The sequence below is a fragment of the Phreatobacter sp. genome (assembly GCF_016793595.1).
Lineage (GTDB): Bacteria > Pseudomonadota > Alphaproteobacteria > Rhizobiales > Phreatobacteraceae > Phreatobacter.
The window spans coordinates 378,005-401,610 of record NZ_JAEULY010000004.1; the positions used below are offsets into that span (position 1 = coordinate 378,005).

Annotated in this window: 25 protein-coding genes; 18 read left to right on the forward strand and 7 right to left on the reverse strand. The window is 68.0% G+C overall.

Going from position 1 to position 23,606, the window contains the following annotated elements:
• The first annotated feature begins 293 nt into the window (after positions 1-293).
• From JNK84_RS05890 to JNK84_RS05955, 14 genes are all read left to right on the forward strand, one after another.
• Positions 294-932, forward strand: coding sequence for an MBL fold metallo-hydrolase (locus tag JNK84_RS05890; protein ID WP_293421515.1), 639 nt, complete (start codon positions 294-296; stop codon positions 930-932).
• A 211-nt stretch (positions 933-1,143) separates the two neighbouring features.
• A complete protein-coding gene (locus JNK84_RS05895; RefSeq protein WP_293421517.1) occupies positions 1,144-2,229 on the forward strand; it encodes a lysylphosphatidylglycerol synthase transmembrane domain-containing protein in 1,086 nt (361 codons plus the stop codon).
• 122 nt (positions 2,230-2,351) lie between these two features.
• Positions 2,352-2,927: an NADPH-dependent FMN reductase gene (locus tag JNK84_RS05900; protein ID WP_293421519.1), complete on the forward strand. Its 576-nt coding sequence runs from the start codon at positions 2,352-2,354 to the stop codon at positions 2,925-2,927.
• Positions 2,927-3,643: an orotidine-5'-phosphate decarboxylase gene (gene pyrF / locus JNK84_RS05905; protein WP_293421521.1), complete on the forward strand. Its 717-nt coding sequence runs from the start codon at positions 2,927-2,929 to the stop codon at positions 3,641-3,643. Before JNK84_RS05900 ends, pyrF begins: the two co-directional genes overlap by 1 nt.
• Before the next feature lie 80 nt (positions 3,644-3,723).
• On the forward strand, positions 3,724-4,062 hold the full coding sequence (locus tag JNK84_RS05910) for a hypothetical protein (protein ID WP_293421523.1): 339 nt from the start codon (positions 3,724-3,726) through the stop codon (positions 4,060-4,062).
• Positions 4,063-4,184: 122 nt separating this feature from the next.
• Positions 4,185-5,156, forward strand: coding sequence for a signal peptide peptidase SppA (sppA, locus tag JNK84_RS05915; RefSeq protein WP_293421525.1), 972 nt, complete (start codon positions 4,185-4,187; stop codon positions 5,154-5,156).
• Positions 5,157-5,205: 49 nt separating this feature from the next.
• Positions 5,206-5,490: an integration host factor subunit beta gene (gene ihfB, locus JNK84_RS05920; protein WP_293421527.1), complete on the forward strand. Its 285-nt coding sequence runs from the start codon at positions 5,206-5,208 to the stop codon at positions 5,488-5,490.
• A 2-nt stretch (positions 5,491-5,492) separates the two neighbouring features.
• Positions 5,493-5,855, forward strand: a complete 363-nt coding sequence (locus tag JNK84_RS05925) for a LapA family protein (RefSeq protein ID WP_293423496.1) — start codon at positions 5,493-5,495, stop codon at positions 5,853-5,855.
• Between the two features lie 7 nt (positions 5,856-5,862).
• Entirely contained in the window at positions 5,863-6,822 is a 960-nt protein-coding gene (locus JNK84_RS05930; protein WP_293421529.1) for an ornithine cyclodeaminase family protein, read from the forward strand.
• A gap of 9 nt (positions 6,823-6,831) precedes the next feature.
• Entirely contained in the window at positions 6,832-7,494 is a 663-nt protein-coding gene (locus JNK84_RS05935) for a phosphoribosylanthranilate isomerase (RefSeq protein ID WP_293421531.1), read from the forward strand.
• Positions 7,494-8,711, forward strand: coding sequence for a tryptophan synthase subunit beta (gene trpB, locus JNK84_RS05940; protein WP_293421533.1), 1,218 nt, complete (start codon positions 7,494-7,496; stop codon positions 8,709-8,711). The genes JNK84_RS05935 and trpB overlap by 1 nt, the downstream gene beginning before the upstream one ends.
• Positions 8,708-9,544, forward strand: coding sequence for a tryptophan synthase subunit alpha (gene trpA / locus JNK84_RS05945; RefSeq protein ID WP_293421535.1), 837 nt, complete (start codon positions 8,708-8,710; stop codon positions 9,542-9,544). Before trpB ends, trpA begins: the two co-directional genes overlap by 4 nt.
• Before the next feature lie 85 nt (positions 9,545-9,629).
• Positions 9,630-10,529, forward strand: coding sequence for an acetyl-CoA carboxylase, carboxyltransferase subunit beta (accD, locus tag JNK84_RS05950; protein WP_293421537.1), 900 nt, complete (start codon positions 9,630-9,632; stop codon positions 10,527-10,529).
• Between the two features lie 52 nt (positions 10,530-10,581).
• Positions 10,582-11,904 carry a bifunctional folylpolyglutamate synthase/dihydrofolate synthase gene (locus JNK84_RS05955; RefSeq protein ID WP_293421539.1) on the forward strand — a complete coding sequence of 441 codons (1,323 nt, stop codon included), beginning with the start codon at positions 10,582-10,584 and terminating at the stop codon, positions 11,902-11,904.
• Positions 11,905-12,018: 114 nt separating this feature from the next.
• Here the strand turns inward: JNK84_RS05955 and JNK84_RS05960 are convergent, their stop codons facing one another.
• From JNK84_RS05960 to JNK84_RS05970, 3 genes are all read right to left on the reverse strand, one after another.
• Positions 12,019-12,735 carry an MgtC/SapB family protein gene (locus tag JNK84_RS05960; RefSeq protein ID WP_441343219.1) on the reverse strand — a complete coding sequence of 239 codons (717 nt, stop codon included), beginning with the start codon at positions 12,733-12,735 and terminating at the stop codon, positions 12,019-12,021.
• Positions 12,736-12,825: 90 nt separating this feature from the next.
• Positions 12,826-14,214 (reverse strand): magnesium transporter, encoded by a 1,389-nt coding sequence (gene mgtE, locus JNK84_RS05965; RefSeq protein ID WP_293421543.1) that lies wholly within the window; start codon positions 14,212-14,214, stop codon positions 12,826-12,828.
• A 523-nt stretch (positions 14,215-14,737) separates the two neighbouring features.
• A complete protein-coding gene (locus tag JNK84_RS05970) occupies positions 14,738-15,661 on the reverse strand; it encodes an LssY C-terminal domain-containing protein (protein ID WP_293421545.1) in 924 nt (307 codons plus the stop codon).
• A gap of 6 nt (positions 15,662-15,667) precedes the next feature.
• Here JNK84_RS05970 and JNK84_RS05975 point away from each other — a divergent pair, with 6 nt between their 5' ends.
• Positions 15,668-16,723 carry a DUF2272 domain-containing protein gene (locus tag JNK84_RS05975; RefSeq protein ID WP_293421547.1) on the forward strand — a complete coding sequence of 352 codons (1,056 nt, stop codon included), beginning with the start codon at positions 15,668-15,670 and terminating at the stop codon, positions 16,721-16,723.
• Positions 16,724-16,828: 105 nt separating this feature from the next.
• Positions 16,829-17,437, forward strand: coding sequence for a YitT family protein (locus JNK84_RS05980; RefSeq protein WP_293421549.1), 609 nt, complete (start codon positions 16,829-16,831; stop codon positions 17,435-17,437).
• A gap of 9 nt (positions 17,438-17,446) precedes the next feature.
• Here JNK84_RS05980 and JNK84_RS05985 read toward each other — a convergent pair whose 3' ends face one another.
• The 4 genes from JNK84_RS05985 to JNK84_RS06000 form a co-directional block, all read right to left on the reverse strand.
• Positions 17,447-18,634 (reverse strand): multidrug effflux MFS transporter, encoded by a 1,188-nt coding sequence (locus JNK84_RS05985; RefSeq protein WP_293421551.1) that lies wholly within the window; start codon positions 18,632-18,634, stop codon positions 17,447-17,449.
• A gap of 102 nt (positions 18,635-18,736) precedes the next feature.
• Complete coding sequence (locus JNK84_RS05990) at positions 18,737-19,708, reverse strand: tripartite tricarboxylate transporter substrate-binding protein (protein ID WP_293421553.1); 972 nt, start codon at positions 19,706-19,708, stop codon at positions 18,737-18,739.
• A 339-nt stretch (positions 19,709-20,047) separates the two neighbouring features.
• Positions 20,048-21,022 carry a tripartite tricarboxylate transporter substrate-binding protein gene (locus JNK84_RS05995; protein ID WP_293421555.1) on the reverse strand — a complete coding sequence of 325 codons (975 nt, stop codon included), beginning with the start codon at positions 21,020-21,022 and terminating at the stop codon, positions 20,048-20,050.
• Between the two features lie 69 nt (positions 21,023-21,091).
• The gene (locus JNK84_RS06000; RefSeq protein ID WP_293421557.1) at positions 21,092-21,841 is read right to left on the reverse strand and encodes a GntR family transcriptional regulator; all 750 of its coding nucleotides are present in this window, start codon (positions 21,839-21,841) and stop codon (positions 21,092-21,094) included.
• A gap of 85 nt (positions 21,842-21,926) precedes the next feature.
• On the opposite strand from JNK84_RS06000, the gene JNK84_RS06005 reads away from it, so the two are divergent.
• Both JNK84_RS06005 and JNK84_RS06010 read left to right on the forward strand, forming a co-directional pair.
• Complete coding sequence (locus tag JNK84_RS06005) at positions 21,927-22,214, forward strand: UxaA family hydrolase (protein WP_293421559.1); 288 nt, start codon at positions 21,927-21,929, stop codon at positions 22,212-22,214.
• 72 nt (positions 22,215-22,286) lie between these two features.
• Positions 22,287-23,570 (forward strand): UxaA family hydrolase, encoded by a 1,284-nt coding sequence (locus JNK84_RS06010; protein ID WP_293421561.1) that lies wholly within the window; start codon positions 22,287-22,289, stop codon positions 23,568-23,570.
• The last annotated feature ends 36 nt before the right edge of the window (positions 23,571-23,606 follow it).

Here is a 23,606-nt window from a genome sequence, read left to right on the forward strand (position 1 = left end):
AAATGCAATGCGGCGCGTTTCCGCGGTCATTGAAGCCATATTGTGATGTATCCCTAGTCAATATTGCCGAGACCACCAGGGCCATCGGGCGATGAGATCACCACGGCATCAGCGCCGTTACGTCGAGGATAGGACAGGTGATCGATCAATGATCTTCAAACGAAGATCGGCGCCGCCCCTATATTCATAAAATTTTTGCAGTGCAACATCTTTGTTCCGGAGCGCGTCACCCTGCCGCGAGTTGCGCTGCGAACGAGGGGCGGCTAATCGCTGTCGCGAGCGAGGAATCCGATATGGCCAGCCTGAAAGTCGCGATCGTCCCGGTGACGCCCTTCGAGCAGAACTGCTCGATCGTCTGGGATCAGGACACGATGAAGGCGGCGATCGTCGATCCCGGCGGCGACCTGCCGCGCATTCAGGGCGCCATCGCCGACCTCAAGGTCATCCCCGAGAAGATCCTGATCACCCACGGCCACATCGACCATGCCGGCGGCGCGGCCGAACTCGCGGAACTGCTCGGCATCCCGATCGAGGGTTCGCACGAGGCCGACGCACCGCTGCTGGCCAACCTGCCGAGCCAGGCCGCACGCTTCGGCCTCGAGGGGGTGCGCGCCATGACACCCACGCGCTGGCTGAACGAGGGCGACACCGTCACGGTCGGCGGCCTGACATTCGACGTGCTCCATGTGCCCGGCCATGCGCCCGGCCATATCGTCTTCGTCCACCACCCGTCGGAATTCGCCCTCGTCGGCGACACCGTGTTTCAGGGCTCGGTCGGCCGCACGGACCTGCCGGGCGGCGACCACGACCTGCTGATCCGCGGCATCAAGGAGAAGATCCTGCCGCTCGGCGACGATTTCACCGTGCTGCCCGGCCATGGGCCCGCGACCACGCTGGAGCGCGAGCGAAAAACCAACCCGTTCCTGCAATAGGTTCCGCGCAAACTTGCGGGCCGGGCGGCTGGACATCCGTGGCCGCGCCCCTACATCAGTTCTGCGCCAGACAGCCGCAGCCGTGCCGCCGGAAGAACCCTTGCTTACGGGTTTTTCCATATGCAAGCTGACATACCGGAGAAACAGTTCCTCTGGTAGTTGGCGACAGATGCGCGGACGGTTTTCGCGCCGAATGCGTATCGGAATCACCTTGTTCAAGACAGCCGTCACATTCGTCCGCGAGCAGATCGGTCTGAAGCGGGTTCTGCTCGTGGTCGCCGCGGCCATGCTCGCCATCGCGGGCTACGTGCTCTTCACCAAGCTGCGCGTGATCGACTGGAGCAAGGTCTGGGAAGCGATCAGCCAGATCGGCCCGACCACGCTGATCATCGCCGGGCTGTTCACCGCCGCCGCCTACACGACGCTGACGGTCTACGACTATTTCGCCACGCGCACGATCGGCCGCGACGACATCCCCTATCCCGCCTGCGCGATCGGGTCGTTCACCAGCTATTCCATCGCGCACAATCTCGGCGCGACCGTGTTTACCGCCGCCGTCGTGCGCTACCTCGTCTATTCGCGCTACCAGATCACCGGGCCGCAGGTGGTGAAGATCTGCTTCATCGCCGGGCTGACCTTCTGGCTCGGCAATGCCACCGTTCTCGGCCTCGGCTTCGTGCTGGAGCCGGAGGTCGTGACCCCGGTGGTCCAGCGGATCGGCATCGACGGCAATATCGTCCGTGTCGTCGGCCTTGCCATCCTGGCCGCGCTTGTCGGCTGGCTGGTCTTTGTCTCGGTGCCCCGGCAGTTCGGCTCGGGCGCCTGGGTCATCAAGCTGCCCAGCGCCAAGCTCACCGGGCTCCAGATGGTCATCGGCGTGGTCGACCTCGCCTTCTGCTCGGCCATTCTCTACGTGCTGCTGATGGCCATGCCGCACGCGCCGCCAGCGCCCTTCGTCGCGGTCGCGGTGATCTTCTGCTCGGCCATGTTGCTCGGCTTCGCCACCCACGCGCCCGGCGCGGCCGGCGCCTTCGAGGCGACGCTGCTGGTCGCGCTGCCGCCGCTCGGCTTCACCGCCGAGGCCGTGGTCGCCGCCTTCATCCTGTTCCGCCTCTACTACTTCATCGGCCCGTTCGTCCTTGCCCTTCTGCTCGTGGCGATCCGGGAACTGGCCAGCGGCCACGGCTCGCTCGACCATCTGAAGGAGAGCATGGCCGTGATCCGTCAGGCGGAGGCGCAACAGGAAGCCGCGAAGGAAGCTGCCAAGCAGGGGGCCAAACCCGGACCCGCCGAGTAGCGGTTTACCCTCAAGCCGCCGGCCCGCTCCCTGTTCGGTCGCATTTTCTTGACGCGAACCGGTACCCACTTCGCCCGAAAATGCTCTAGAACCCGTCGATCCCCTTCACGGAGCGGCGGCGCATGACCAGGATTCTCGTCTTCTCCGGCTCGATCCGGACCGGCTCGTTCAACGCCAGGCTGGCCGCCGTGGCCGCTGCCGAACTGGCCCGGCTCGACGCCGACGTGACGCATATCTCCCTCGCCGACTATCCGATGCCGATCTACGACGGCGACCTGGAGGCCGCCGAGGGCCAGCCGGACAATGCGCTGAAGCTCAAGCGGCATTTCTGCGCGCATCAGGGCATCCTCATCGTCAGCCCGGAATACAATGCCGGCGTGACGCCGCTGCTGAAGAACACGATCGACTGGGTCAGCCGCGTGCGCGAACAGGGCGAGCCGCCGCTGGCCGCCTATCACGACCGCGTCTTCGCGGTCTGCTCGGCCTCGCCGGGCGGCTTCGGCGGCATCCGTTCGCAGATCGCCGTGCGCCAGTCGCTGTCGCTGGGCTGCGGCGCCCTGGTCATCCCCGAGACCTGCACGGTGTCGGCCGCACACCAGGCCTTTGACGAATCCGGCAATCTGAAAGATGAGCGGACCCGCGGCACGCTCACCACCTGCTGCAAATCCCTGATCGACAAGGCCCGGACGCTGACCTGATGACGCCGACCGCCAATTTCGACCCGCGCGAGAAGCTGTTCGTCGCGCTCGACCTTCCGAGCGTCAACGATGCCGAGAAACTGGTCGCCACCCTCGGCGACACGGTCAGCCACTACAAGATCGGCTACCGGCTGGGCTATGCGGGTGGCCTCGGCTTCGGCCGCGAACTGGCGGCTGCCGGCAAGACCGTCTTCTTCGACCTCAAGCTGCACGACATCGACAACACCGTGCGCGAGGGCGTCGCCTCCATCGCCGAGGCCGGCGCGCATTTCCTCACGGTCCACGCCTATCCGCAGACCATGCGGGCAGCCGTGGCCGGCCGCGAGGGATCCGGGCTGAAGCTCCTCGCCGTCACCATCCTCACCTCATGGAACGACATCGACTGCGCCGAGGCGGGCTATGCCGGCACGGTCGCGACGCTCGTTCCCGCCAAGGCGCAGCAAGCGGTTGCGCTCGGGATCGACGGCATCGTCTGTTCGGCGATGGAGACACAGGCGCTGCGTGCGGCCGGCATCCGCGAACATATCGACCTCGTGACACCGGGCATCCGCCCCGCCGGGGCCGATGCCGGCGATCAGAAGCGCGTGGTGACGCCGCGCGATGCCATCCGCGGCGGCGCGACGCGCCTCGTCGTCGGCCGGCCGATCACGGCCGCCGCCGACCCGGTCTTCGTCGCCAACGCAATTTTGAACGACATAGCCGCCGCGCAGGCGTAAATGGTTCTTAACATTTGCGATGCGATAACTATGTTTGCCCCGCATTCAACCCAGCCGCCATTTTCAAGCCGGCGGCCGTGATGAAAGGCGTGTCCATGAAGCGGCCTAACGCCCCTCGTCGACTGAGCACGATCGAAACGCTGCTGACCGCCATTATCGGCGTCGGCGGTGGGATCATCCTGTCGCTCTACAGCTTCGTCCAGCTGCGCACCGCGTGGATGGAGGGAACGGTCGCGTTCGGCGGACGCAACGCCATCGACCTGGATTACGAGTCCGAACCGCTGAGCTATATTGTCGCGATGTCGGCACTCTATCCGGCCGCGATCGTCTGCGGCATCGGCCTTGCCATCGCCAGCGCCGTCATCCTGATGCGCCAGCGCGAGCTCGCCCGCCAGAAATCCCTGCGCAAGAGCTCCTGAGCTCACCCAAGGAATCCAGACGCAGGGCGGCGCCGGCCGCCCATGCTTGCGTTCGCGGCTGACGGGGGCTACCTCAGGCGGCTCGCGGCCGGGTTCGCGCCGCCACGCCGGATGAGGAGCCCATGCCGCTCGAAGCCGATGCCGTCCTCGATCGTCGTCTGTTGCGCCGGAAGCTGACCTTCTGGCGCGTCGTCGCTGTGCTGGTCGCGGTCGCCGGGCTGTCGGTCGCCGGCTATTTCGGCGCACAGCGCTTCGGCGTGCTGCCCGGCGCGCAGCATGTCGCACGCATCGAAGTCCGCGGCGTGATCGGCTCCAGCGCGGACACGGTCCGGACCATCGAGGCCATCGGCCGCAACGCCAATGTCCGCGCGCTCGTCGTGACCATCGATTCCCCCGGCGGCACGGTCGCGGGCTCGGAGGCGCTCCATACGGCGATACGCCGCGTCGCCGCCGTGAAGCCGACGGTTGCGGTCGTCGAGGGCACGGCCGCCTCGGGCGGCTATATCGCGGCGCTTGCCACCGATCACATCGTGACCCGCGAGACCTCCATCACCGGTTCGATCGGCGTCATCGCCCAGTTCCCCAACGTGGCGCGGCTCCTCGAGACCTGGGGCGTGCGGGTCGAGGCGATCCGCTCCGCTCCGCTGAAGGCGGCGCCGAGCGGCGTCGAGCCGACCAGCCCCGAGGCGCTCGCCGCCGTGCGCGAGATCGTCACCGACAGCTACGGCTGGTTCCAGCGCCTCGTGAAGGACCGGCGCGGCCTGTCGGACGAGGAGGTCCGGGTTGTTTCGGACGGGCGCATCTTCATCGGCCGCCGCGCGCAGGAACTGAAATTGATCGACCGGATCGGCGGCGAGACCGAGGCACGCGCCTGGCTCGCGACCCGCGGCGTGCCGACCACCATGGCGATCCGCCTCTATCGCCCGACCCGGCAGGGCAATCTCTCGCTGCTGACCTCGATGACCGCCCATGCGATCGAGGCCGCAGGCCTTGCCGACTGGGCGGAGCGGCTGCGTGCTTCGAGCATCGCCACTCAGGTCGAACGTTCGGCGCTTGACGGTCTCCTGGCCGTCTGGCAGCCTCCAACCCCATGATCCATTTCAAGAAATCGATGTCGGCGCGGGCCGACGCTGGAACTGCGCGATGATCAAATCCGAACTCGTCCAGAAGATCGCCGAACAGAATCCGCAACTCTATCAGCGCGATGTCGAGAACATCGTGAATGCGATCCTCGACGAGATCGTCGCCGCCCTCGCGCGCGGCGACCGGGTCGAGCTGCGCGGCTTCGGCGCCTTCTCCGTCAAGGCGCGGAACGCGCGTGTCGGCCGCAACCCGCGCACGGGCGCGCATGTGGCCGTCGAGGACAAGGTCGTGCCCTTCTTCAAGACGGGCAAGGAAATGCGCGAGCGACTGAACAAGGGCGCGTGACCATGCTGAAGCGCATCGTCAACTGGCTGGTCCTGCTGCCGATCGCCATCATCAGCGTGGTGATCGCGGTCGCCAATCGCGCGTCGGTCACCGTCTCGCTCGACCCGTTCGGCCGCGAACTGTCGCCGCTCTCCTTCACCGCGCCGCTCTTCGCCGTCGTACTGCTCGCCATGATCCTCGGCGTCGTCATCGGCGGCTTCGCGGTGTGGTGGAAACAGGGCCGCTACCGCAAGCGCTGCCGGCAGGCCGAAAGCGAGCTCGCCACCGCCCGGGCGGACGCCGATCGCCTGCGGCAGGAACTCGGGCGCGGCGCGACCGAGACCTCTGGCGGCCCCCTCGCCTTCTTCAACCGCCCCGCGGCCTGATTCCCCCATGCGTATCGTCAATGCCGGCGAGGTTGCCGCCGCCCTCACCTATCCCGCGCTCGTGGACGCGCTGGCGGATGCCTTTCGCGGCGAGGTGACGGTGCCGCTGCGCCATCATCACCGCATCGCGCAGCCGGACGGCATCCCGGAAGCGATGCTGCTGCTGATGCCGGCCTGGACGGCGGCCGGCGACAACGCCTATGTCGGCACCAAGATCGTCTCGGTCTATCCCGGCAACGGCGCGAAGAACCTGCCGTCGATCTATGGCAGCTACATCCTCGCCAGCGGCGAGACGGGCGCACCGCTCGCCGTCCTCGACGGAACCGCCCTCACCGTGTGGCGCACGGCCTGCGCGAGCGCGCTCGCCTCGCGCTATCTGTCGCGCAAGGACGCCTCGCGCATGGTGATGGTCGGCGCGGGCGCGCTCGCGCCGCACCTGATCCGCGCGCACGCCGCCGTCCGGCCGATCCGCCACGTGACGATCTGGAACCGGTCGCGGGACAAGGCGGCCGCCCTCGTCGAGGGGCTCGAAGGCACCCTGCCGGGTGTCACCTTCACGGCCGCCAGCAATCTTCGGGGCGCGGTGGCCGAAGCCGACATCGTCACCTGCGCGACCATTTCAGCCGAGCCGATCATCGACGGCACCTGGCTGAAACCGGGCGCGCATGTCGATCTCGTCGGCGGCTACACACCGACCATGCGCGAAGCGGACGATGCGGCCGTCCGCCGCGCCAGCCTGTTCGTCGATACCCGCACCGGCGGGCTCAAGGAAGCCGGCGACCTCGTCGATCCGATCAGGCGCGGCATCATTTCGGAAGCCGATGTGAAGGCAGACCTGTTCGACCTGACCCGTGGCATCCATGGCGGCCGCGCATCGGCCGACGAGATCACCCTGTTCAAGTCCGTCGGCACGGCGCTCGAAGACCTCGCCGCCGCCATGCTGGTGTGGCGCTCGCTGCCAGTTTAAATCACGGCCATGCCCCTGCTGGTCAAAATCTGCGGCATCACCACGATGGCCGCCATGGATGCTGCGCTCGACGCGGGCGCGGACATGGTCGGCGTCGTGTTCTTCCCGAAGAGCCCGCGCAACGTGTCGCTGGCGACCGGCTGCACGCTGGCAGGGCGAACCTGCGGCCGGGCCGGCGTGGTGGCGCTGACCGTCGACCCTGACGACGATTTCCTCGCCGCCATCGCCGCGAACCTCAAGCCGGACCTCGTGCAGTTGCATGGCCACGAGACGCCCGAGCGGGTCGCCGATATCAGGGAGCGGTTCAAGCTGCGGGTGATGAAGGCCATCGGCGTCGCCGAGGCCGCCGATCTCGCCGCGATACCGGCCTATGCCGCCGTGTCCGACATGCTGCTGGTGGACGCCAAACCGCCGAAGACGGCCGAGGCCCTGCCCGGCGGCAACGGCCTGACCTTCGACTGGCGGCTGGTCGCCGGCCTTGACCCCGGGCGCCCCGTCATGCTTTCGGGAGGCCTTCATGCCGGCAATGTCGCGGAAGCGATCCGTCTGACCCGCCTTTCGGGCGTTGACGTGTCCTCCGGCGTCGAAAGCAGGCCGGGCGTCAAGGACCCCGACAAGATCAGGGCCTTCGTGGCCGCAGCCCGCGCGAGCGTCGCTGAGGGAGACAGGTGATGAACGCTCCGGCGAGACCCAATTCGCTCCGGTCCGGGCCCGACAAGGACGGCAAGTTCGGCATCTATGGCGGCCGTTTCGTCGCCGAGACGCTGATGCCCAATATCCTCGCGCTGGAGAAGGCCTATAACGAGGCCAAGGCCGACCCCGCCTATGCGGCGGAGATGGCCGGGCACCTGACGCACTATGTCGGCCGCCCCTCGCCGCTCTATTTCGCCGAGCGGCTGACCGAGCATCTCGGCGGCGCGAAAATCTACCTGAAGCGCGAGGAGCTGAACCACACCGGCTCGCACAAGGTGAACAACGTCCTCGGCCAGATCCTGCTCGCCCGCCGCATGGGCAAGAAGCGGATCATCGCCGAGACGGGCGCCGGCCAGCATGGCGTCGCGACCGCGACGCTCTGCGCCCGGTTCGGGCTCGAATGCATCGTCTATATGGGCGCGGTGGACGTCGCCCGGCAGGCGCCTAACGTGTTCCGCATGAAGATGCTGGGCGCGACCGTCATTCCCGTGCAGTCCGGCGCGAAGACGCTCAAGGACGCCATGAACGAGGCGCTCCGCGACTGGGTGACCAACGTCGAGACGACGTTCTACTGCATCGGCACCGTGGCCGGTCCGCACCCCTATCCGTCCATGGTGCGCGATTTCCAGTCGATCATCGGCGACGAGACGCGCGAGCAGATGCAGGCCGCCGAAGGCCGACTGCCCGACAGCCTGCTCGCCTGCGTCGGCGGCGGCTCCAACGCCATCGGCCTGTTCCACCCGTTCCTCGACGACCCCTCGGTGGAAATCTACGGCGTCGAGGCGGCTGGCCACGGCCTCGACAAGCTGCACGCCGCCTCGATTTCGGGTGGCCGCCCCGGCGTCCTGCACGGCAACCGCACCTATCTGCTGATGGACGAGGATGGCCAGATCCAGGAAGGCCATTCGATCTCGGCCGGCCTCGACTATCCCGGCATCGGGCCCGAGCATTCCTGGCTGAACGATGTCGGCCGGGTGAAATATCTCTCCGCCACCGACGACGAGGCGCTGGAGGCCTTCCAGCTCCTGTCAAAGATCGAGGGCATCATTCCGGCGCTGGAAAGCGCCCATGCGCTCGCCAAGGTCACCGAACTGGCTCCGAAGAAGCCGAAGGACCATCTGATGGTCGTCAATCTCTCCGGCCGGGGCGACAAGGACGTGCCGCAGGTCGCTGAAATGCTGGGAACCTCGCTGTGAGCACCCGTATCGACACCCGCTTCGCCGCGCTGGCCCGCGAAGGCCGCGCCGGCCTCGTCACCTATGTCATGGCCGGCGACCCCGACCGCGAGACGGCGCGCGCCATCATGAAGGCCCTGCCGGGCGCCGGCGCCGACGTAATCGAGTTCGGCATGCCCTTCACCGATCCGATGGCGGACGGCCCGTCCGTGCAGGCGGCGGGCCTGCGCTCGCTCCATGGCGGCCAGACGCTGAGGAAGACGCTGGAGGATGTTGCCGCGTTCCGCGAAGGCGACCGGGACACGCCCATCGTCCTGATGGGCTATTACAACCCGATCTACATCTACGGCGTCGAGAAATTCCTCGCCGATGCCAAGACCGCCGGGATCGACGGCCTGATCGTGGTCGACCTGCCCCCCGAGGAAGACGCCGAGCTCTGCCTGCCGGCGCTGAAGGCGGGCCTCAATTTCATCCGCCTCGCCACCCCGACCACGGACGAGAAGCGCCTGCCGACGGTGCTCGGCAACACATCGGGCTTCGTCTATTACGTCTCGATCACCGGCATCACGGGCGCTGCCACCCCGGACTTCGGCAAGACCTCCGAGGCTGTCGCTCGCATCAAGAAGCACACCGACCTGCCCGTGGCGGTCGGCTTCGGGGTGAAGAACGCCGATCACGCGCGCGCGGTCGCGCGCGGGGCGGACGCCGTCGTCGTCGGCTCGGCGCTTGTCGATGCGGTGAAGACCTCGCTCGATGGCGATGGCCGGGCGACCGGCCGCACGGTCGGGGCCGTTTCGGATCTCGTCGCCTCGCTCGCCGCGGGCGTGCGCGGCGCGCGGCAGGCCGCCGAATAGGCGCATCGCCGAACAAAGGCCGCCTTTCAGCGGCATCTGGCATTTTCAACGCATATCGATTTCTTCCGCCTTCGGAGACCGAGCCATGAACTGGATCACCGACGTTCTTCCTCCGAAGATCCGCTCGTTCCTGAAGCGGGACACACCGGAGAACCTGTGGATCAAATGCCCGGAGACCGGGCAGATGGTGTTCCACAAGGACCTGGAGACCAACCTCTTCGTCATCCCCGGCTCGGGCGTGCACATGCGCATGGGCTCGACGGCGCGGCTGAAATCGGTCTTCGACAACGGCACCTGGATCGACGTGTCGCTGCCCGAAGCGCCCATCGACCCGCTGAAATTCCGCGACGAGAAGCGCTATGTCGACCGCCTGAAGGATGCCAAGGCGAAAACCGGCCTGCCCGACGCCATCAAGGTCGGCTACGGCAAGCTCGACGGCCTCGGTGTGACGGTCGCCGTGCAGGACATGGACTTCATGGCGGGGTCGCTCGGCACGGCCGCGGGCGAGGCCATTGTGCGCGGCATGATGACAGCGGTCGAGAAGAAGACGCCCTTCATCATCTTCACGGCCTCGGGCGGCGCGCGCATGCAGGAAGGCATCCTGTCGCTGATGCAGATGCCGCGCACGACGGCGGGCGTGCAGGCGCTGCGCGACAACAAGCTGCCCTATATCGTCGTGCTGACCAATCCGACCACTGGCGGCGTCACGGCGAGCTACGCCATGCTCGGCGACGTGCACATTGCCGAGCCCGGCGCGCTGATCGGCTTCGCCGGCCCGCGCGTCATCGAGCAGACCATTCGCGAAAAGCTGCCCGAGGGTTTCCAGCGCGCCGAATATCTCAAGGACCACGGCATGGTCGACATGGTGGTTCACCGCCACGACATGCGCGACACGCTGGCGCGGCTCTGCCGGGTGCTGACCAAGGCGCCGCCGAAGGCCGTCGAGGCACCCGCGCCGTCCACGGAGGTCGCGGTCGCCGGTTGAGACCGGCGACGCCCGGCTCGCCGTCCCTCTTTCGTCCGTTCCGGCCTGACACATGACGGTTGACGCCCCCGCCATCGCCGAAATCCTCGAGCGGCTGACCAAGCTTCACCCGAAGCTGATCGACCTGTCGCTCGATCGCATGCATGCGGCGCTGGCGCGCCTCGGCGACCCGCACCTTGCCCTGCCGCCGGTGATCCATGTCGCCGGCACCAACGGCAAGGGCTCGACCTCCGCCTTCGCGCGCGCCTTCCTCGAAGCTTCGGGACGGACGGTTCACGTCTATTCCTCGCCGCATCTCGTGCGGTTCAACGAGCGCTTCCGCCTGGGTGCTGCCGGCGGCGGACGGCTGGTCGACGACGCGACACTCGCCGACGTGCTGCTGGAGGTCGAACGGCTGAACGAAGGCCGGCCGATCACCCAGTTCGAGATCACCACCATTGCCGGGCTGGTTCTTTTCGCGCGACACCCGGCTGATGCCGTCGTGCTGGAAGTCGGGATGGGCGGACGGTTCGACGCGACCAATGTCGTGCCGCGCCCGGCCGTTTCCGTGATCACGCCCGTTTCGATGGATCACGCCGAGTATCTCGGCGATACGGTCGCCAAGATCGCCGGCGAGAAGGCGGGAATCCTGAAGCGTGGCCGCCCTGCGGTGATCGCGCGGCAGACGCCGGAAGCCATGGCGGCCATCGAAGCGGCAGCCGACGCGACCCGCTCGCGCCTGCTCGTCTCCGGCCTCGACTGGTTCGCGCGCCCCGAGAACGGCCGCTTCGTGTTCCAGGACGAGGACGGACTGGTCGACGCGCCGCCGCCACGGCTGCCCGGCGACCATCAGTACGAGAATGCCGGCACGGCGCTGATGGCGGTCAAGACTGCCGGCTTCCCGATTTCGGAGGCCGAGGTCGCGCGCGGCCTAGGTACCGTCGAATGGCCGGCGCGGCTGCAGCGTCTCACCGGCAACGTTGCAGGCGCCCTGCCGGACGGCGCCGAGGTCTGGCTCGACGGCGGCCACAATCCCGGCGGCGGCGAGGTTCTGGCCGAGGCGATCCGCGTCATGGATGCGCGCAACCCCCGGCCGCTGGTCATGGTAGCGGGCATGCTCTCGACCAAGGACCCGCGCGGTTTCCTCGAGCATTTCACGGGGTTCCGGCCGAAGCTGCATGCGATCCCCTTCGCCTACCCGGCGGCGCTGGGCGCGTCGGCGCTGGCCGAGGCCGCGCGCTCGCTCGGCCTCGATGCGCGGGCCGAGACAAGCCTCAAAACCGCACTGGCGGCGATCAAGGCGCAGGATTGGCCGACGCCGCCGCGCGTGCTGATCACGGGCAGCCTCTATCTCGCGGGCGAGGTGCTGGCGGCGGATGGCTGGGAGCCGCGCTGAGCGTTTCGGAACTGCCCGCCGACCCGCCTCGTTGTCGCCAGAACGAAGATGCCCGCCATGCCGGTCGGGCGGGATTGCGGGTTTCGCGTGGAACGGGAATGGCGTCGCGCGAACTCAATCCGTCGTGCGCATCGACCAGGTTGCGTGGCGCACGCCCGTCAGCTTCTCCAGCGCCGCCACGACCTCGTCGAGGTCGGCGCCCTCCGCCGTTGAGGCAGCAAGCGTCACCGTCAGTTCGATCCGGTCTTCGGCCCGCTCCTCCGTCTCCGCCTCACGGACCGCGTAGTTCTTGGCGTCGAGGCGCTCCATCAACTGCTCGCGCGCCATGGGGAGCGCTTCCGGAGAGGTCGTGATCTGGATCTCGTAGGTGGCCTCCGTCGCCGTCTCGTCCAGCGGCTGGCGGTTGATGGCGTTGACCAGCGGCCGCAGCGCGGTATTGGCCGCAAGGACGAACACCGCGATCAGCAGTGCCTCGGCGATCCGGTCCGCGCCGGCCGCAGCGCCGACCGCCGCCGAACCCCAAAGCGTGGCGGCGGTGTTGAGGCCGCGGATATTCATCCCCTCCTTCATGATGACGCCCGCGCCGAGGAAACCGATACCGGAGACGACATAGGCGAGGACATGGGCGGCCGAGACATTGCCGTTGAGCCGCATGCCGATATCGACGAAAGCAGCCGCGCCCACCGCCACGAGGACGGTCGTGCGCAGGCCGGCCGAGCGCTGGCGATACTGCCGCTCCGCGCCGATGGCCGTGCCCAGCACGAAGGCCGCGCCGAGGCTGATCAGCGAATTGACGAACTGGACGGCGTCGAAATTGGCGATGGCGGCAATGGTCATGAGCCGGCGTCTTCTGGCGGAGATCTCGGGGTGGTGCGCCCCCACGCATGGGAGCGCGCCGTTTCATGACGTCCGTGTGACGCGTCAGAGCAACGTGCCGCGCAGCACGACCAGCGCCACGCTGAAATAGATCACGAGGCCCGTCACATCGACCAGCGTGGCGACAAAGGGCGCCGAGGCGGTCGCGGGATCGAAGCCGACGCGCTGGAGGATGAAGGGCAGCATGGATCCGCACATCGAGCCGAATGTGACGATGGCGACGAGGGCGAGCCCGACCGTCAGGCCAATGAGCAGCCAATGGGCACCGTGGTCGTAGAGCCCGAAATACTGCCAGGCCGCGATGCGACCGAAGGCGATGACCCCGAGGATCGAGCCGAGGATCAGGCCCGACGGCAATTCGCGGCGCGCGACACGCCACCAGTCGGCGATGCGCACCTGCTGGAGGGCGAGTTCGCGGATCAGCAGCGAGGCGGCCTGCGAACCGGAATTGCCACCCGAACTCATGATCAGCGGGATGAACAGCGACAGGACGATGGCCTTTTCCAGCTCGCCCTGGAAACCCTGCATGGCGGAAGCGGTGATCATCTCGCCGACCAGCAGGATGGACAGCCAGCCGGCGCGCTTGCGGATCATGTGCCAGAAGCCGGCTTCCAGGTAGGGCTCCTCGACGGCGGCCATGCCGCCCATGCGCTGGACCTGTTCGGTGTCGCGCTCGACCATGGCGTCGATCACGTCATCGACCGTGACGATGCCGATAAGGTGGTTGCGCGCATCAACCACCGGCACGGCAAGCAGGTCGTGTCGCGCGATCAGGCGGATCGCTTCCTCGCGCGGGGCCTGCGCGGAAATGGAGATGAGCCTGCGGGCGGGCACGGCGGTCAGCACGTTCGCGTGCGGGTCGCCGGAGATGAGACGGCGCAGCGGCACGGCGTGGACGAGCGTCTGCTTCACCGGGTCGGTGACGAAGACCGCGTAGACGGTCTCGCGGGTACGCTCGACGATGCGGATGTGGTGGAGCACCTGCGCGATCGTCCAGCTGGACGGCACCGAGACGAACTCCGTGGTCATGATCGAGCCGGCCGTGTTCTCCGGGTAAGCCAGCAGCCGATCCAGCGTCGCGCGGTTCTCCCGGTCCAGCCGGCCGAGTAGGTCGACGCGAACCTCCTCCTCCATCTCCTTGAGGACGTCGGCGGCACGGTCCGCCGACATGCCCGCGAGCAGCGGCGCCGCCTGCTCGCGCGGCAGCAGCGCCAGCATGTCGCCGCCATGGTCGAGCGAGGGCTGGTCGAGCACTTCGACCGCGCGCTCCGCCGGCAGCAGGGCGAGAACGGCGGAGCCTTCCTCCGGTTCCAGCCTGTCGAGCGCGTCGGCAATGTCGGGAGCGGGCTCCTCGGCCAGGCGGCGCGCCATGGCAGCGGCGTCGAACGTCGCGTCCTGCGCGCGCGAGAGAGTGGCTTCGGTATTGTCGTTCATGGCTCGTCTCCGGGTCGACGCCTGCCGTCGGCAGCGGACCCGGCGAGCCGATCACATGCGATCAGCCCGGCGGGCAGCGTCCGACGGCGAACACGATCGACTGTGACTGTCGCTGGGCATGGATGATGGATTCCGGTGAGGCGCCGGCACGGAACGGACATGGCCCGTGGCACGTGACGACACGAACTGCCCATGCACCCGCGCGGCGGCCGGGTCAAGCGCAAATGCGCGCCGCCGGGGAGCGTCGGAAGGAGCGGGGCAACGGGAAGCGATCGCTGCCGGGATCGCCCCTGCCCGCCATCGGTCCGCTCAGGATCTGCGCCGCCATCATCGAGAATGCGATGCCGTCGCCGGTATCACCGCGCACCGCGCGGCAGCCCGCAGGACCTGGCACGGAACCGATAGGCGGGGTGCCCGTGGCGGAGGCGCCGAAACCGCGCCGGGCGCGTTCAGCGGCCAGATCGATGCCGGGCAAGAGCCTGGCGAATTGCCGGCGGCTCCGGGCGTGTTCCCTGCCGCCGGCTCAACCCACCAGTGCGCCGGCAATGGCGCGCAGGCCAGTCCAGAGCGCGTGGCGCAGCCGCCGCCACCAGGGCTCGGGCGCCGTGACCGGATCTGGCGGCATGGTGGCGCCGGGAGACGGCGGAGATTCCAGCACGCCGACGAGCACTTCGCCATCCGTGAAGTAGCGGTCGCCGCCGCCATTCCGCCCGACCAGCGTCGGTCCCGAACCCGGTAGCCGGTAGCTGCCGGTGAGGAAGCGCGCATCGGCCAGCGCCGCGATCAGCGCCTCACGCTCCGCGTCGAGATCCGGCCCGATATGGTGGGTGATCTGGCCGGTATAACGGCTGATCCCGACGCCGCGGTCGAAGCTGGCGGCGCCGAGGAACAGCGGCTGGCCCTCGCTGCCGCGCTCCAGCGCGCGCCAGAAGCGGACATGGTGGCGCCGGTCGGCCGAACCGCCCACCTGCTTCTCGAAGGCGAGATCCTGCGGCCGCCCCTCGAACAGCAGCGTCGAGACCGGCGCATCGGGATAGGGACGGTCGAGGATCACCGACAATCCGATGCCGACCGCCGACCGCCAGGTGATCGGGTCGGCCGGCCGCCATCCCGACGCGAGCATGGCGCGAACGAGCAGATCCTGCCGCCCGACGAGCCCGACATTGATGGGATCGCCGGGGATTCCGGACGTCGTGGTGGTGATCATCGGCCGGCCGTTGAGCCCCGGCTGGCGCTCGTAGCTCGCCCATATGTCGGGAACGAGCAGATAGGCGAGGCCGAGATAGAAGGCGGCCAGAACGGCCACGAGCCTTGCCCAGCGCTTCAACCGTCCCGATCCCGCCGCCATCCGGATCCTCCAGAGCGCAGCAAACCAGCCGCTTGCGGCAAAGGCCAGCGGGTCGGCGAAAGTCCCGGAATCGCCGCCCTCGCGGATTTCTGGTCTCATGGCGACATGAGAATCCCTGTCCCCTGCCTGCCGGTGCTGGCGATCGCCGTGGCGGCCGCCGTCTGCCAGCCTGCCGTCGCGCAATCGTTCGCCCCGGCCGAAGCCGCCGGTCTCGACCGGCTGTGCCGGGAGACGGCGCGAGGCCCTCTCGCGCCCACCGCAATCGCCATCGCCGCGACGGCGGAAGCCGAGCACCAGGGTTTCGGCGGCCATGTCCTCGACCGCGATGGGCGCATGCTCCGCTTCGGCGCAGTCGAGGCCGATGCCTGGCGCGACGAGGCCTTGGGCCGGCGCGTGCCGTGGCGGCAGGTTATCCGGTACTGGGAAACGCTGGGCGGGCTCGGCGAGGGGCCGCTGGCGCTTCGACGCCATCCGGGCCTCGAGCGCGACGCTGGCGCCGCCGGCGGCGGCGACCTCATCCCGCTGGCGCAGGCGCTCGAACGGCTGCGATTCACCGATCTGCCGGAGCCGCAGCGCGAGGCGCTGGCGCAGGCGGCGTTTCGCGCCGCCGTCACGGACATTCCATGGTCCGCCGCTTTCGTCTCCCATGTCGTGCTGACCGCCGGCGTGCCGCGCCCCCGCTTCGCCGCGTCCATGGCCCATCTCGACTATGTCGGCGAGGCGGCCCGGCGCAGCCGCGCCGAGCTCTCGGGCGAGGCAGCCACGGCCTTCTACCGGGCCTGCGACCCCCGCCGCACGCCCATGCGACCCGGCGACCTCCTGTGCCTGCATCGCCACCAGCCGGCGGACCTGCCGGACATCGATGCCCGAACCGGTCTGTTCGGCGCGCTCACCGCGGCCATGGCGCGCGGCGAGCGGCCGGTCTGGAACCTGCACTGCGACATCGTCGTCAGCCGCGACGAGCGCCGCCGGACGGCAAGCCTGATCGGTGGCAACGTGCTGCAATCGGTGGTCCGGCGCGACATTGCGACCGACCGCCGCGGGGCGCTGGCGGCCGCGCGACGCGGCCCGGCCTGTTTCGAGGACCGCGCACCGGGCACGCTCTGCCGGCCGGAGGGCGCCCCGTGGTTCGTGCTGTTGCAGGCCGTGACCGCCGAATAGCGCGCGGAATTGCATGGTCGGCATGCCAGATTGCACAAAATCGGGGCGCGACCACCCCATGGGCATTCTGCTAATGCTGCAACGCAACATCGCGAGCCCGTGACCATGCCCCAGACTTCGATTCGCCATCGGCCCCACGAGGACGCGATCGCGCTGGTGCTGGGTTCGCTGTTCGTGGCGCTCGGCATCGCCTTCTACGCGAAGGCCCATCTCCTCACCGGCAGCACGGTGGGAGCCGCGCTGCTGCTGAGCTATCTGACCAAGACCGGGTTCGCGCCGCTGTTCCTGCTGGTCAACCTGCCGTTCTTCGCCCTCGCCATCGTCCGGCTGGGATGGCTGTTCACCCTCAAGACCCTCGCCGCCGTGGCTCTCGTTTCGCTGTTCTCGCGCCTGACGCCCCTCTGGATCGAGTTCGGGCATCTGAACGCGGTCTATGCGGCGGTGATCGGCGGCGGCCTGTTCGGCATCGGCCTCCTGATCCTGTTCCGGCACGGCATGAGCCTCGGCGGGGTCTCGATCCTCGCCTTCTATCTGCAGGAGCGGTACGGCTGGCGCGCGGGCTATCTACAGCTGGGCGCCGATATGGTGGTGATGGCGGTTTCCTGCCTCGTGCTCAGTGCCGAACAGGTGGCGCTATCGGTCGCCGGCGTCACGGTCCTGTGCCTGATCGTCGGGATGAACCACCGCCCCGGCCGCTATGCCGGCGCGAACTGACCCGCCGGCTCAGTCGCGCCGCAGCAGGGCGAGCGACGCCAGCGCGCTCCAGGCGCCAAACAGGATCAGAGCGGTCATCGGCACTGGGCTCATCCAGTAGCCCACGCCCATGCCGGCAACCTGCACCGCCACGGCGCCGAGGCCCATCTGGCTGAAGCCGACGAGGCCGGACGCCGAGCCCGCCGCCTCCGGGCGCACGCCGACCGCGCCCGCGACGGCGCCGGGAAGCTGGAGCCCGTTGGCGAAGGCGATCGCCGCCTGCGGAATGAACAGCATGGCCGGGTGGGTCATGTAGCCGAACCAGGCAATGGCGAACTGGATGCTCGCGGCGACGACCATCATCACCGTGCCCCAGCGGATCAGCCGGTCGGAACCGACTCGCGCGGCGAAACGACCGCAGACGGCATTGCCCAGCATGTAGCCGGAAGCGTTGACCATGAACCACAGGCCATAGGTGGTCGAACTCTCGCCCATGACTGAAATGACGACATGGGGCGCGCCGCCGATCAGCGCGAAGAAGGTGATGGAGGACAGCGCGCCGACCAGGAGGTAACCGACGAAAAGGCGGTCACGGACCAGGAGGGCCGCGTCGCGCAGAAGCTGGGCAAAGCTCGGCGCGGCCGCCACTGCGCGCGTCTCGGGCAGGCGCAGGATGCCGAGCAGCGTGGTTGCCCCCGCAAGCACGAAGGTCGCGACGAAAATCCAGCGCCAGCCGAAATTCTCGTTGATCAGGCCGCCAATGGTCGGCGCCAGCATCGGCGCCAGCACCATGGCCATGGTGACCCAGCCGATCATCGAGGCGGCATTGTCGCGGTCGAAGACATCCCGGATGACCGCGCGGCTGATCACCTGACCGGCCGAGGAGCCGAAGCTCTGGAGCACGCGCGCAACGATCAGCATGGCGACGCTGGTGACGAAGGCCGCTGCGAGGCTCATCACCGCGGCCACGGCGAACGAACCGATCAGCACCGGGCGGCGGCCGTAGCGATCCGACAGCGGCCCGAGGAAAAGCTGCGCGGCGGCCATGCCCGCGAGATAGAGCGTGATGGTGAGCTGGATGATCCCGGGATCGACGGCGAACTCGCGCGCAAGGCCCGGCACGGCCGGCAGAGGCAGGTTGAGCGCCACCGGGCCGATCGCGGTGAAGACCACGAGCAGCGGCAGGAGGGCGCGCGGCGAAAGGCGGGGATCGGACATCGTGTCTCGCGGTGCAGGGCCGCGGATGACGCCCGCGCCGGTCGCAAAGGTCAAGCCGGCACGTCGGATGGCGGTCCTGCGCGACTGCTATGGGGGGCGTGCCTATTGAACCGTTATGCCGCCCTCGCGGATGATGCGGCCCCATTTCTCGACCTCGCGGGCAAGCTGAGCGCGCGTCGCCTCCGGCCCACGCCCGCCGGCGGGATAGGGCACGGTTCCGAGTTCTTCGAAACGCGCCAGTATGACCGGATCGCGCAGTGCTGCCTCCAGTGCCGCCGAGAGCTTTTCGATTACCGCCGGCGGCGTCCCCTTCGGCGCGTAGAGCGCGTGCCAGACCGTGACATCGAAGCCTGCGAGCCCCGCTTCCTGAAGAGTCGGCACATCGGCGAGCTGGGTAACGCGATCGGCCACCGTGACCGCATGGGCGCGGATGCGGCCGCCGTGAATCTGCGGGATGGAGTTGGTCGTCTGGTCGCACATCAGGTCGATCTGCCCACCGACCAGATCGTTCATCGCCGGGCCCGCGCCCCGGTAGGGGATCATGTTGACCTTCACGCCCATCACCTGCTGGAGCAGCATGATACAGAGATGCGAGCCGGCGCCGGCCCCTGAATAACCGGCGGAAACCTTCTCGCCGTTCTCGCGGATATGGGCGAGCAGTGCGCCGATCGTGCGTGGCGCAAGGTCGTTGCGCGACACCAGCACGTAGGGACCGGAATTGACCAGACCGATGGGCTCGAAGGCGGTCAGGGTATCGTAGGCGAGGTTGGTGTAGAGGCTCGCGCCGGTAGCCAATGCCAGATGATGGATGAGCAGCGTGTAGCCGTCGGCAGGCGCGCGGGCGGCCCTGGCCGCGGCAACCGTGCCGCCTGCGCCGGCTGCATTCTCCACCACGATCTGCTGGCCGAGCGCCGCCGACATGGACTGGCCAACGAGGCGGGCAAAGACATCGGTCGAGCCACCGGCAGCGAAAGGCACGATGAGGGTGATGGGACGTGTTGGGTAGCTCTGCGCTGCCACGGGCCCAGCCGCGGCGAACAGCGTCGCGGCGACGGCGGCGAGAAGGCGGATCATGGGCGTCTCCCGATGCGGCGGCCCATTCGGGGCCGCCGCATGGTGCGTCAGGCCGACGTGCCTGTCACCTCGGTCGGTGATCAGCCATGGCGATCAGCATCGTCCCAGCGCCACCGCCCAACTCTCCCAGGTGACCGGCGTAGCGCCACAGCCGTGGGACCTCGGAACGAACCAAGGTCTGCCGGTCAGGTCCATGACACGCATTCCTCCGGTTTGCCGCGGCCCGTGCCGACCTTCGCCGAGCAGTAGCGCGCCAACGTCGGAACTGTGTCTGGCGACGCCGCCCGGGGTTCCAGGCAACGCGGCGGGGCATGGCGCCCCGCCAGCGGAACCCGCTGTTCAGTTCGATGGCGCCACGCCCGCCTCGGTGATGACGCGGCGCCACTTCTCGACCTCGCGCTCAAGCTGGGCGCGCGCCTCGGCCGGGCCGCGGCGGCCGGCAGGGTAGGCCGTGGTGCCGAGATCGGCGAACCGGGCCAGCACCGTCGGGTCCTTCAGCGCGACTTCCAGCGCTGCGTTGAGCCGCTGGATGATCGCGTCCGGCGTGCCGCGCGGAGCGTAGAGCGCGTGCCAGACGGTGACCTCGAAATTGGCGAGGCCCGCCTCGTGCAGCGTCGGCAGGGTCGGCAGCTGGGCGACCCGTTCGGTGGCCGTCACCGCATAGGGGCGGATGCGGTTGCCCTGGATCTGCGGGATCGAATTGGTGGTCTGGTCGCAGAGCGCGTCGAGCTGGCCGGAGACGAGGTCGTTCATCGCCGGGCCCGTGCCGCGATAAGGGATCTCGTTGAACTTCGTGCCCAGCGCCGATTGCAGCATCATGTTGCAAAGGTGCGAGCCGGAGCCGACGCCGGCCGTGCCGAACGAGATGTTGCGGCCGGCTTTCTTCACGTGATCGAGGAATTCCGCGATGGTCTTCGCCTCGATGCCGAGCTTCGAGACGATGACGAAGGGGCCCTGGTTGACGAGGCCGATCGGCGCGAAGTCCTTGATCGTGTCATAGGTGAGGTTGCGGTACAGCGTCGCCCCGGCCGCCAGCGCCAGATGGTGGATGAGCAGCGTGTAGCCGTCGGGCGCGGCCCGCGCCGCGCGTCCGGCGCCCGTGGTTCCGCCGGCGCCGCCGACATTCTCGATCATTACCGTCTGGCCGAGAGTCTGCGACATGGACTGGGCGAGCAGGCGGCCGAGCACGTCGGACGGCCCACCGGCCGCATAGGGCACGATCAGCGTGACCGGACGGTCGGGATAGGTCTGCGCAGCGGCCGGGGCCGCCACGAGCGCCGACAGGGTGGCGGCGAGAAGCGTGCGTCGAAGCATGAATTTCCTCCACAGGTCATGACGGTGATTGTCTTTGTTGAACGTCCGTCCCGTCGAGCGGCGTTCATGTCATTTCAGGTCGCTGAGGTAGTGGAAACGATCCGTTCTGCAGAGCGAAACGCGCCATTCCACCTCCTGCCCGTCCAGATCGGTCGCGAGGCGGTCGATGAGGAGAACTGGCGTTGCAGACGCGATTCCCATCAGCGCGGCGTCCGCGCCGGGACAGGGAACGGCCTTGAGGCTCTCGGTGGCGCGGGCCACCGTCACGCCGTAGCGCCCGCCATAGAGGCCGTAGAGATTGTTCGGGACCGGCTCGGCGCAATCGAGATCGGGGAACCGCGCGGCCGGCACCGCTATATGCTCGGAAATCGCGACCGCGCCGCCAAGCGAGCGTAGCCGGTGGATGCGCACGACATGGGCGCTGCGGGCAACGGAAAGCCGCGCGGCCTCGGCGGCATTGGCGCGGGCGCGTTCGACCGACAGCACCTGGCTGTCCGGAAACTCGCGGCCGCCGTCATCGCGCGTCAGCTTGAAGAACTGGAAGAGGATGCGGTCCTCGTCATGGCTGGCGACGAAAGTGCCGACCCCCTGACGGCGCACCAGCAGGTTCTCGGCGGTCATCTCGTCGAGCGCCTTGCGCACCGTTCCCTGACTGACCGAAAGTTCGGCGGCGATCTGGAATTCGGACGGAATGATGCGTCCGGCCTGCCACTCGCCGGCGGCGATGCGGCGAACGAGGCGTTCCTTGACCTGGCGATAGAGCGGCCGGAAGCCGACGACGGCGCCGCTCCCCTCACCCGCCTTGCGCTCCACAGCCATGGGCAGTTCCCATCCCGATCCTCGTTGACACTGTAGCGCGTCTTATGTCTTATACAAGACCAATAAGCCTACGGAGGAAACGCCCATGGGGGCCCCGCATCTGCTCGCCCACGAGAAGAAGGACACGGTCGGTGTCGTGGTCGTGGAGGGACTGAAGGCCGGCACCGACATGCTGGCCGTGGTCACCCATGACAATTCGGATTTCCGCATCACCGCGAAGCAGGACATCCCGATCGGCCACAAGGTGGCGCTGAAGGACATCAAGAAGGGCGACACGGTCTGGAAGTACGGCCAGGACATCGGCGTCGCGAAAGCGGACATCAAGAAGGGCGAACACGCCCACATCCACAACATCAAGACCAAGCGCTGGTGAGGCGGGGCTGGCGGCCGATGGCCGCGCTGCCCGACACGATGCCCCAAGCCGAAATCACCTGAGGAAACTGCCATGTCGCTGATGGTCGCGAATTTCGATCTCGTCCAGCGCAAGCTGAAGAACGTCAAGGGCCGCAAGATCGAGGCCGAGGCCTTCAAGGCGCCCGCCGTGAAGCGCCCGACCGGCCGCGCATTGGACAGCATCCTGGGCTGGCGGCGCGAGAACGGTCGCGTCGGCGTCCGCAACCACGTTCTGATCCTCCCCCTCGACGATCTGTCCAATGCCGCCTGCGAAGCGGTGGCTAACAACATCAAGGGTACGCTGGCGATCCCGCACGCCTATGGCCGCCTGCAGTTCGGCGAGGATCTCGACGTTCATTTTCGCACCCTGATCGGCACGGGCTCCAATCCGAATGTCGCGGCCGTTGTGGTGATCGGCATCGAGGACCAGTGGACGAAGATCGTCGTCGACGGCATCGCCAAGACCGGCAAGCCCGTCGTCGGCTTCGGCATCGAGGGCCACGGCGACATCGCGACCATCGCCAAGGCGAGCTATGTCGCCAAGGAATTCGTGCAGTGGTCGAGCGAGCTGGCGCGCGAGAAGTGCCCGATCACCGATCTGTGGATCTCGACCAAGTGCGGCGAGAGCGACACGACGACGGGCCTCTCCTCCTGCCCGACCGTCGGCAACATGTATGACAAGCTGATCCCGAAGGGCATTTACGGCGTGTTCGGCGAGACGTCCGAGATCACCGGCGCGGAGCATCTGTGCAAGGAGCGCGCGGCGACGAAGGAGGTCGGCGAGCGCTGGTACAAGATGTGGAAGGCCTATCAGGACGACGTGATCGAGGCCCACAAGACCAACGATCTCTCGGACTCGCAGCCGACCAAGGGCAACATTGCCGGCGGCCTGACGACGATCGAGGAAAAGGCGCTCGGCAACCTCGAGAAGATCGGCCGCGAGTGCAAATATATCGACATTCTCGAACCGGCTGAGGCGCCGGCCAAGGGTCCCGGCCTCTACTACATGGACACGTCCTCCGCGGCCGCCGAATGCGTGACGCTGATGGCGGCGGGCGGCTATGTGATCCACACCTTCCCGACCGGTCAGGGCAATGTCATCGGCAACCCGATCGTGCCGGTCATCAAGATCACCGGAAATCCGAAGACCATGCGGACCATGCCGGAGCATATCGACGTGGACGTGTCGGGCGTGCTGAAGCGTACCATGACCGTTCCGCAGGCGGGCGACGCGCTGATCGAGAACATCGTGCGGACGGCGCACGGCCGCCTGACCGCCTCGGAAGCGCTCGGCCATCGCGAGTTCTCGCTGACCAAGCTCTACCGCTCGGCATAAGCCGACGTAGGAGCGAGACGGCTGGTGGGGAGTGGG

Excerpts from the sequence above, each read along its gene's own strand:
- JNK84_RS05890 (WP_293421515.1), top strand. The coding sequence starts at position 294 with ATGGCCAGCCTGAAAGTCGCGATCGTCCCGGTGACGCCCTTCGAGCAG.
- JNK84_RS05900 (WP_293421519.1), top strand. The coding sequence starts at position 2,352 with ATGACCAGGATTCTCGTCTTCTCCGGCTCGATCCGGACCGGCTCGTTC.
- pyrF (WP_293421521.1), top strand. The coding sequence starts at position 2,927 with ATGACGCCGACCGCCAATTTCGACCCGCGCGAGAAGCTGTTCGTCGCG.
- JNK84_RS05910 (WP_293421523.1), top strand. The coding sequence starts at position 3,724 with ATGAAAGGCGTGTCCATGAAGCGGCCTAACGCCCCTCGTCGACTGAGC.
- sppA (WP_293421525.1), top strand. The coding sequence starts at position 4,185 with ATGCCGCTCGAAGCCGATGCCGTCCTCGATCGTCGTCTGTTGCGCCGG.
- ihfB (WP_293421527.1), top strand. The coding sequence starts at position 5,206 with ATGATCAAATCCGAACTCGTCCAGAAGATCGCCGAACAGAATCCGCAA.
- JNK84_RS05925 (WP_293423496.1), top strand. The coding sequence starts at position 5,493 with ATGCTGAAGCGCATCGTCAACTGGCTGGTCCTGCTGCCGATCGCCATC.
- JNK84_RS05930 (WP_293421529.1), top strand. The coding sequence starts at position 5,863 with ATGCGTATCGTCAATGCCGGCGAGGTTGCCGCCGCCCTCACCTATCCC.
- JNK84_RS05935 (WP_293421531.1), top strand. The coding sequence starts at position 6,832 with ATGCCCCTGCTGGTCAAAATCTGCGGCATCACCACGATGGCCGCCATG.
- trpB (WP_293421533.1), top strand. The coding sequence starts at position 7,494 with ATGAACGCTCCGGCGAGACCCAATTCGCTCCGGTCCGGGCCCGACAAG.
- accD (WP_293421537.1), top strand. The coding sequence starts at position 9,630 with ATGAACTGGATCACCGACGTTCTTCCTCCGAAGATCCGCTCGTTCCTG.
- JNK84_RS05955 (WP_293421539.1), top strand. The coding sequence starts at position 10,582 with ATGACGGTTGACGCCCCCGCCATCGCCGAAATCCTCGAGCGGCTGACC.
- mgtE (WP_293421543.1), bottom strand. The coding sequence starts at position 14,214 with ATGAACGACAATACCGAAGCCACTCTCTCGCGCGCGCAGGACGCGACG.
- JNK84_RS05970 (WP_293421545.1), bottom strand. The coding sequence starts at position 15,661 with ATGAGACCAGAAATCCGCGAGGGCGGCGATTCCGGGACTTTCGCCGAC.
- JNK84_RS05975 (WP_293421547.1), top strand. The coding sequence starts at position 15,668 with ATGAGAATCCCTGTCCCCTGCCTGCCGGTGCTGGCGATCGCCGTGGCG.
- JNK84_RS05980 (WP_293421549.1), top strand. The coding sequence starts at position 16,829 with ATGCCCCAGACTTCGATTCGCCATCGGCCCCACGAGGACGCGATCGCG.
- JNK84_RS05985 (WP_293421551.1), bottom strand. The coding sequence starts at position 18,634 with ATGTCCGATCCCCGCCTTTCGCCGCGCGCCCTCCTGCCGCTGCTCGTG.
- JNK84_RS05990 (WP_293421553.1), bottom strand. The coding sequence starts at position 19,708 with ATGATCCGCCTTCTCGCCGCCGTCGCCGCGACGCTGTTCGCCGCGGCT.
- JNK84_RS05995 (WP_293421555.1), bottom strand. The coding sequence starts at position 21,022 with ATGCTTCGACGCACGCTTCTCGCCGCCACCCTGTCGGCGCTCGTGGCG.
- JNK84_RS06000 (WP_293421557.1), bottom strand. The coding sequence starts at position 21,841 with ATGGCTGTGGAGCGCAAGGCGGGTGAGGGGAGCGGCGCCGTCGTCGGC.
- JNK84_RS06005 (WP_293421559.1), top strand. The coding sequence starts at position 21,927 with ATGGGGGCCCCGCATCTGCTCGCCCACGAGAAGAAGGACACGGTCGGT.
- JNK84_RS06010 (WP_293421561.1), top strand. The coding sequence starts at position 22,287 with ATGTCGCTGATGGTCGCGAATTTCGATCTCGTCCAGCGCAAGCTGAAG.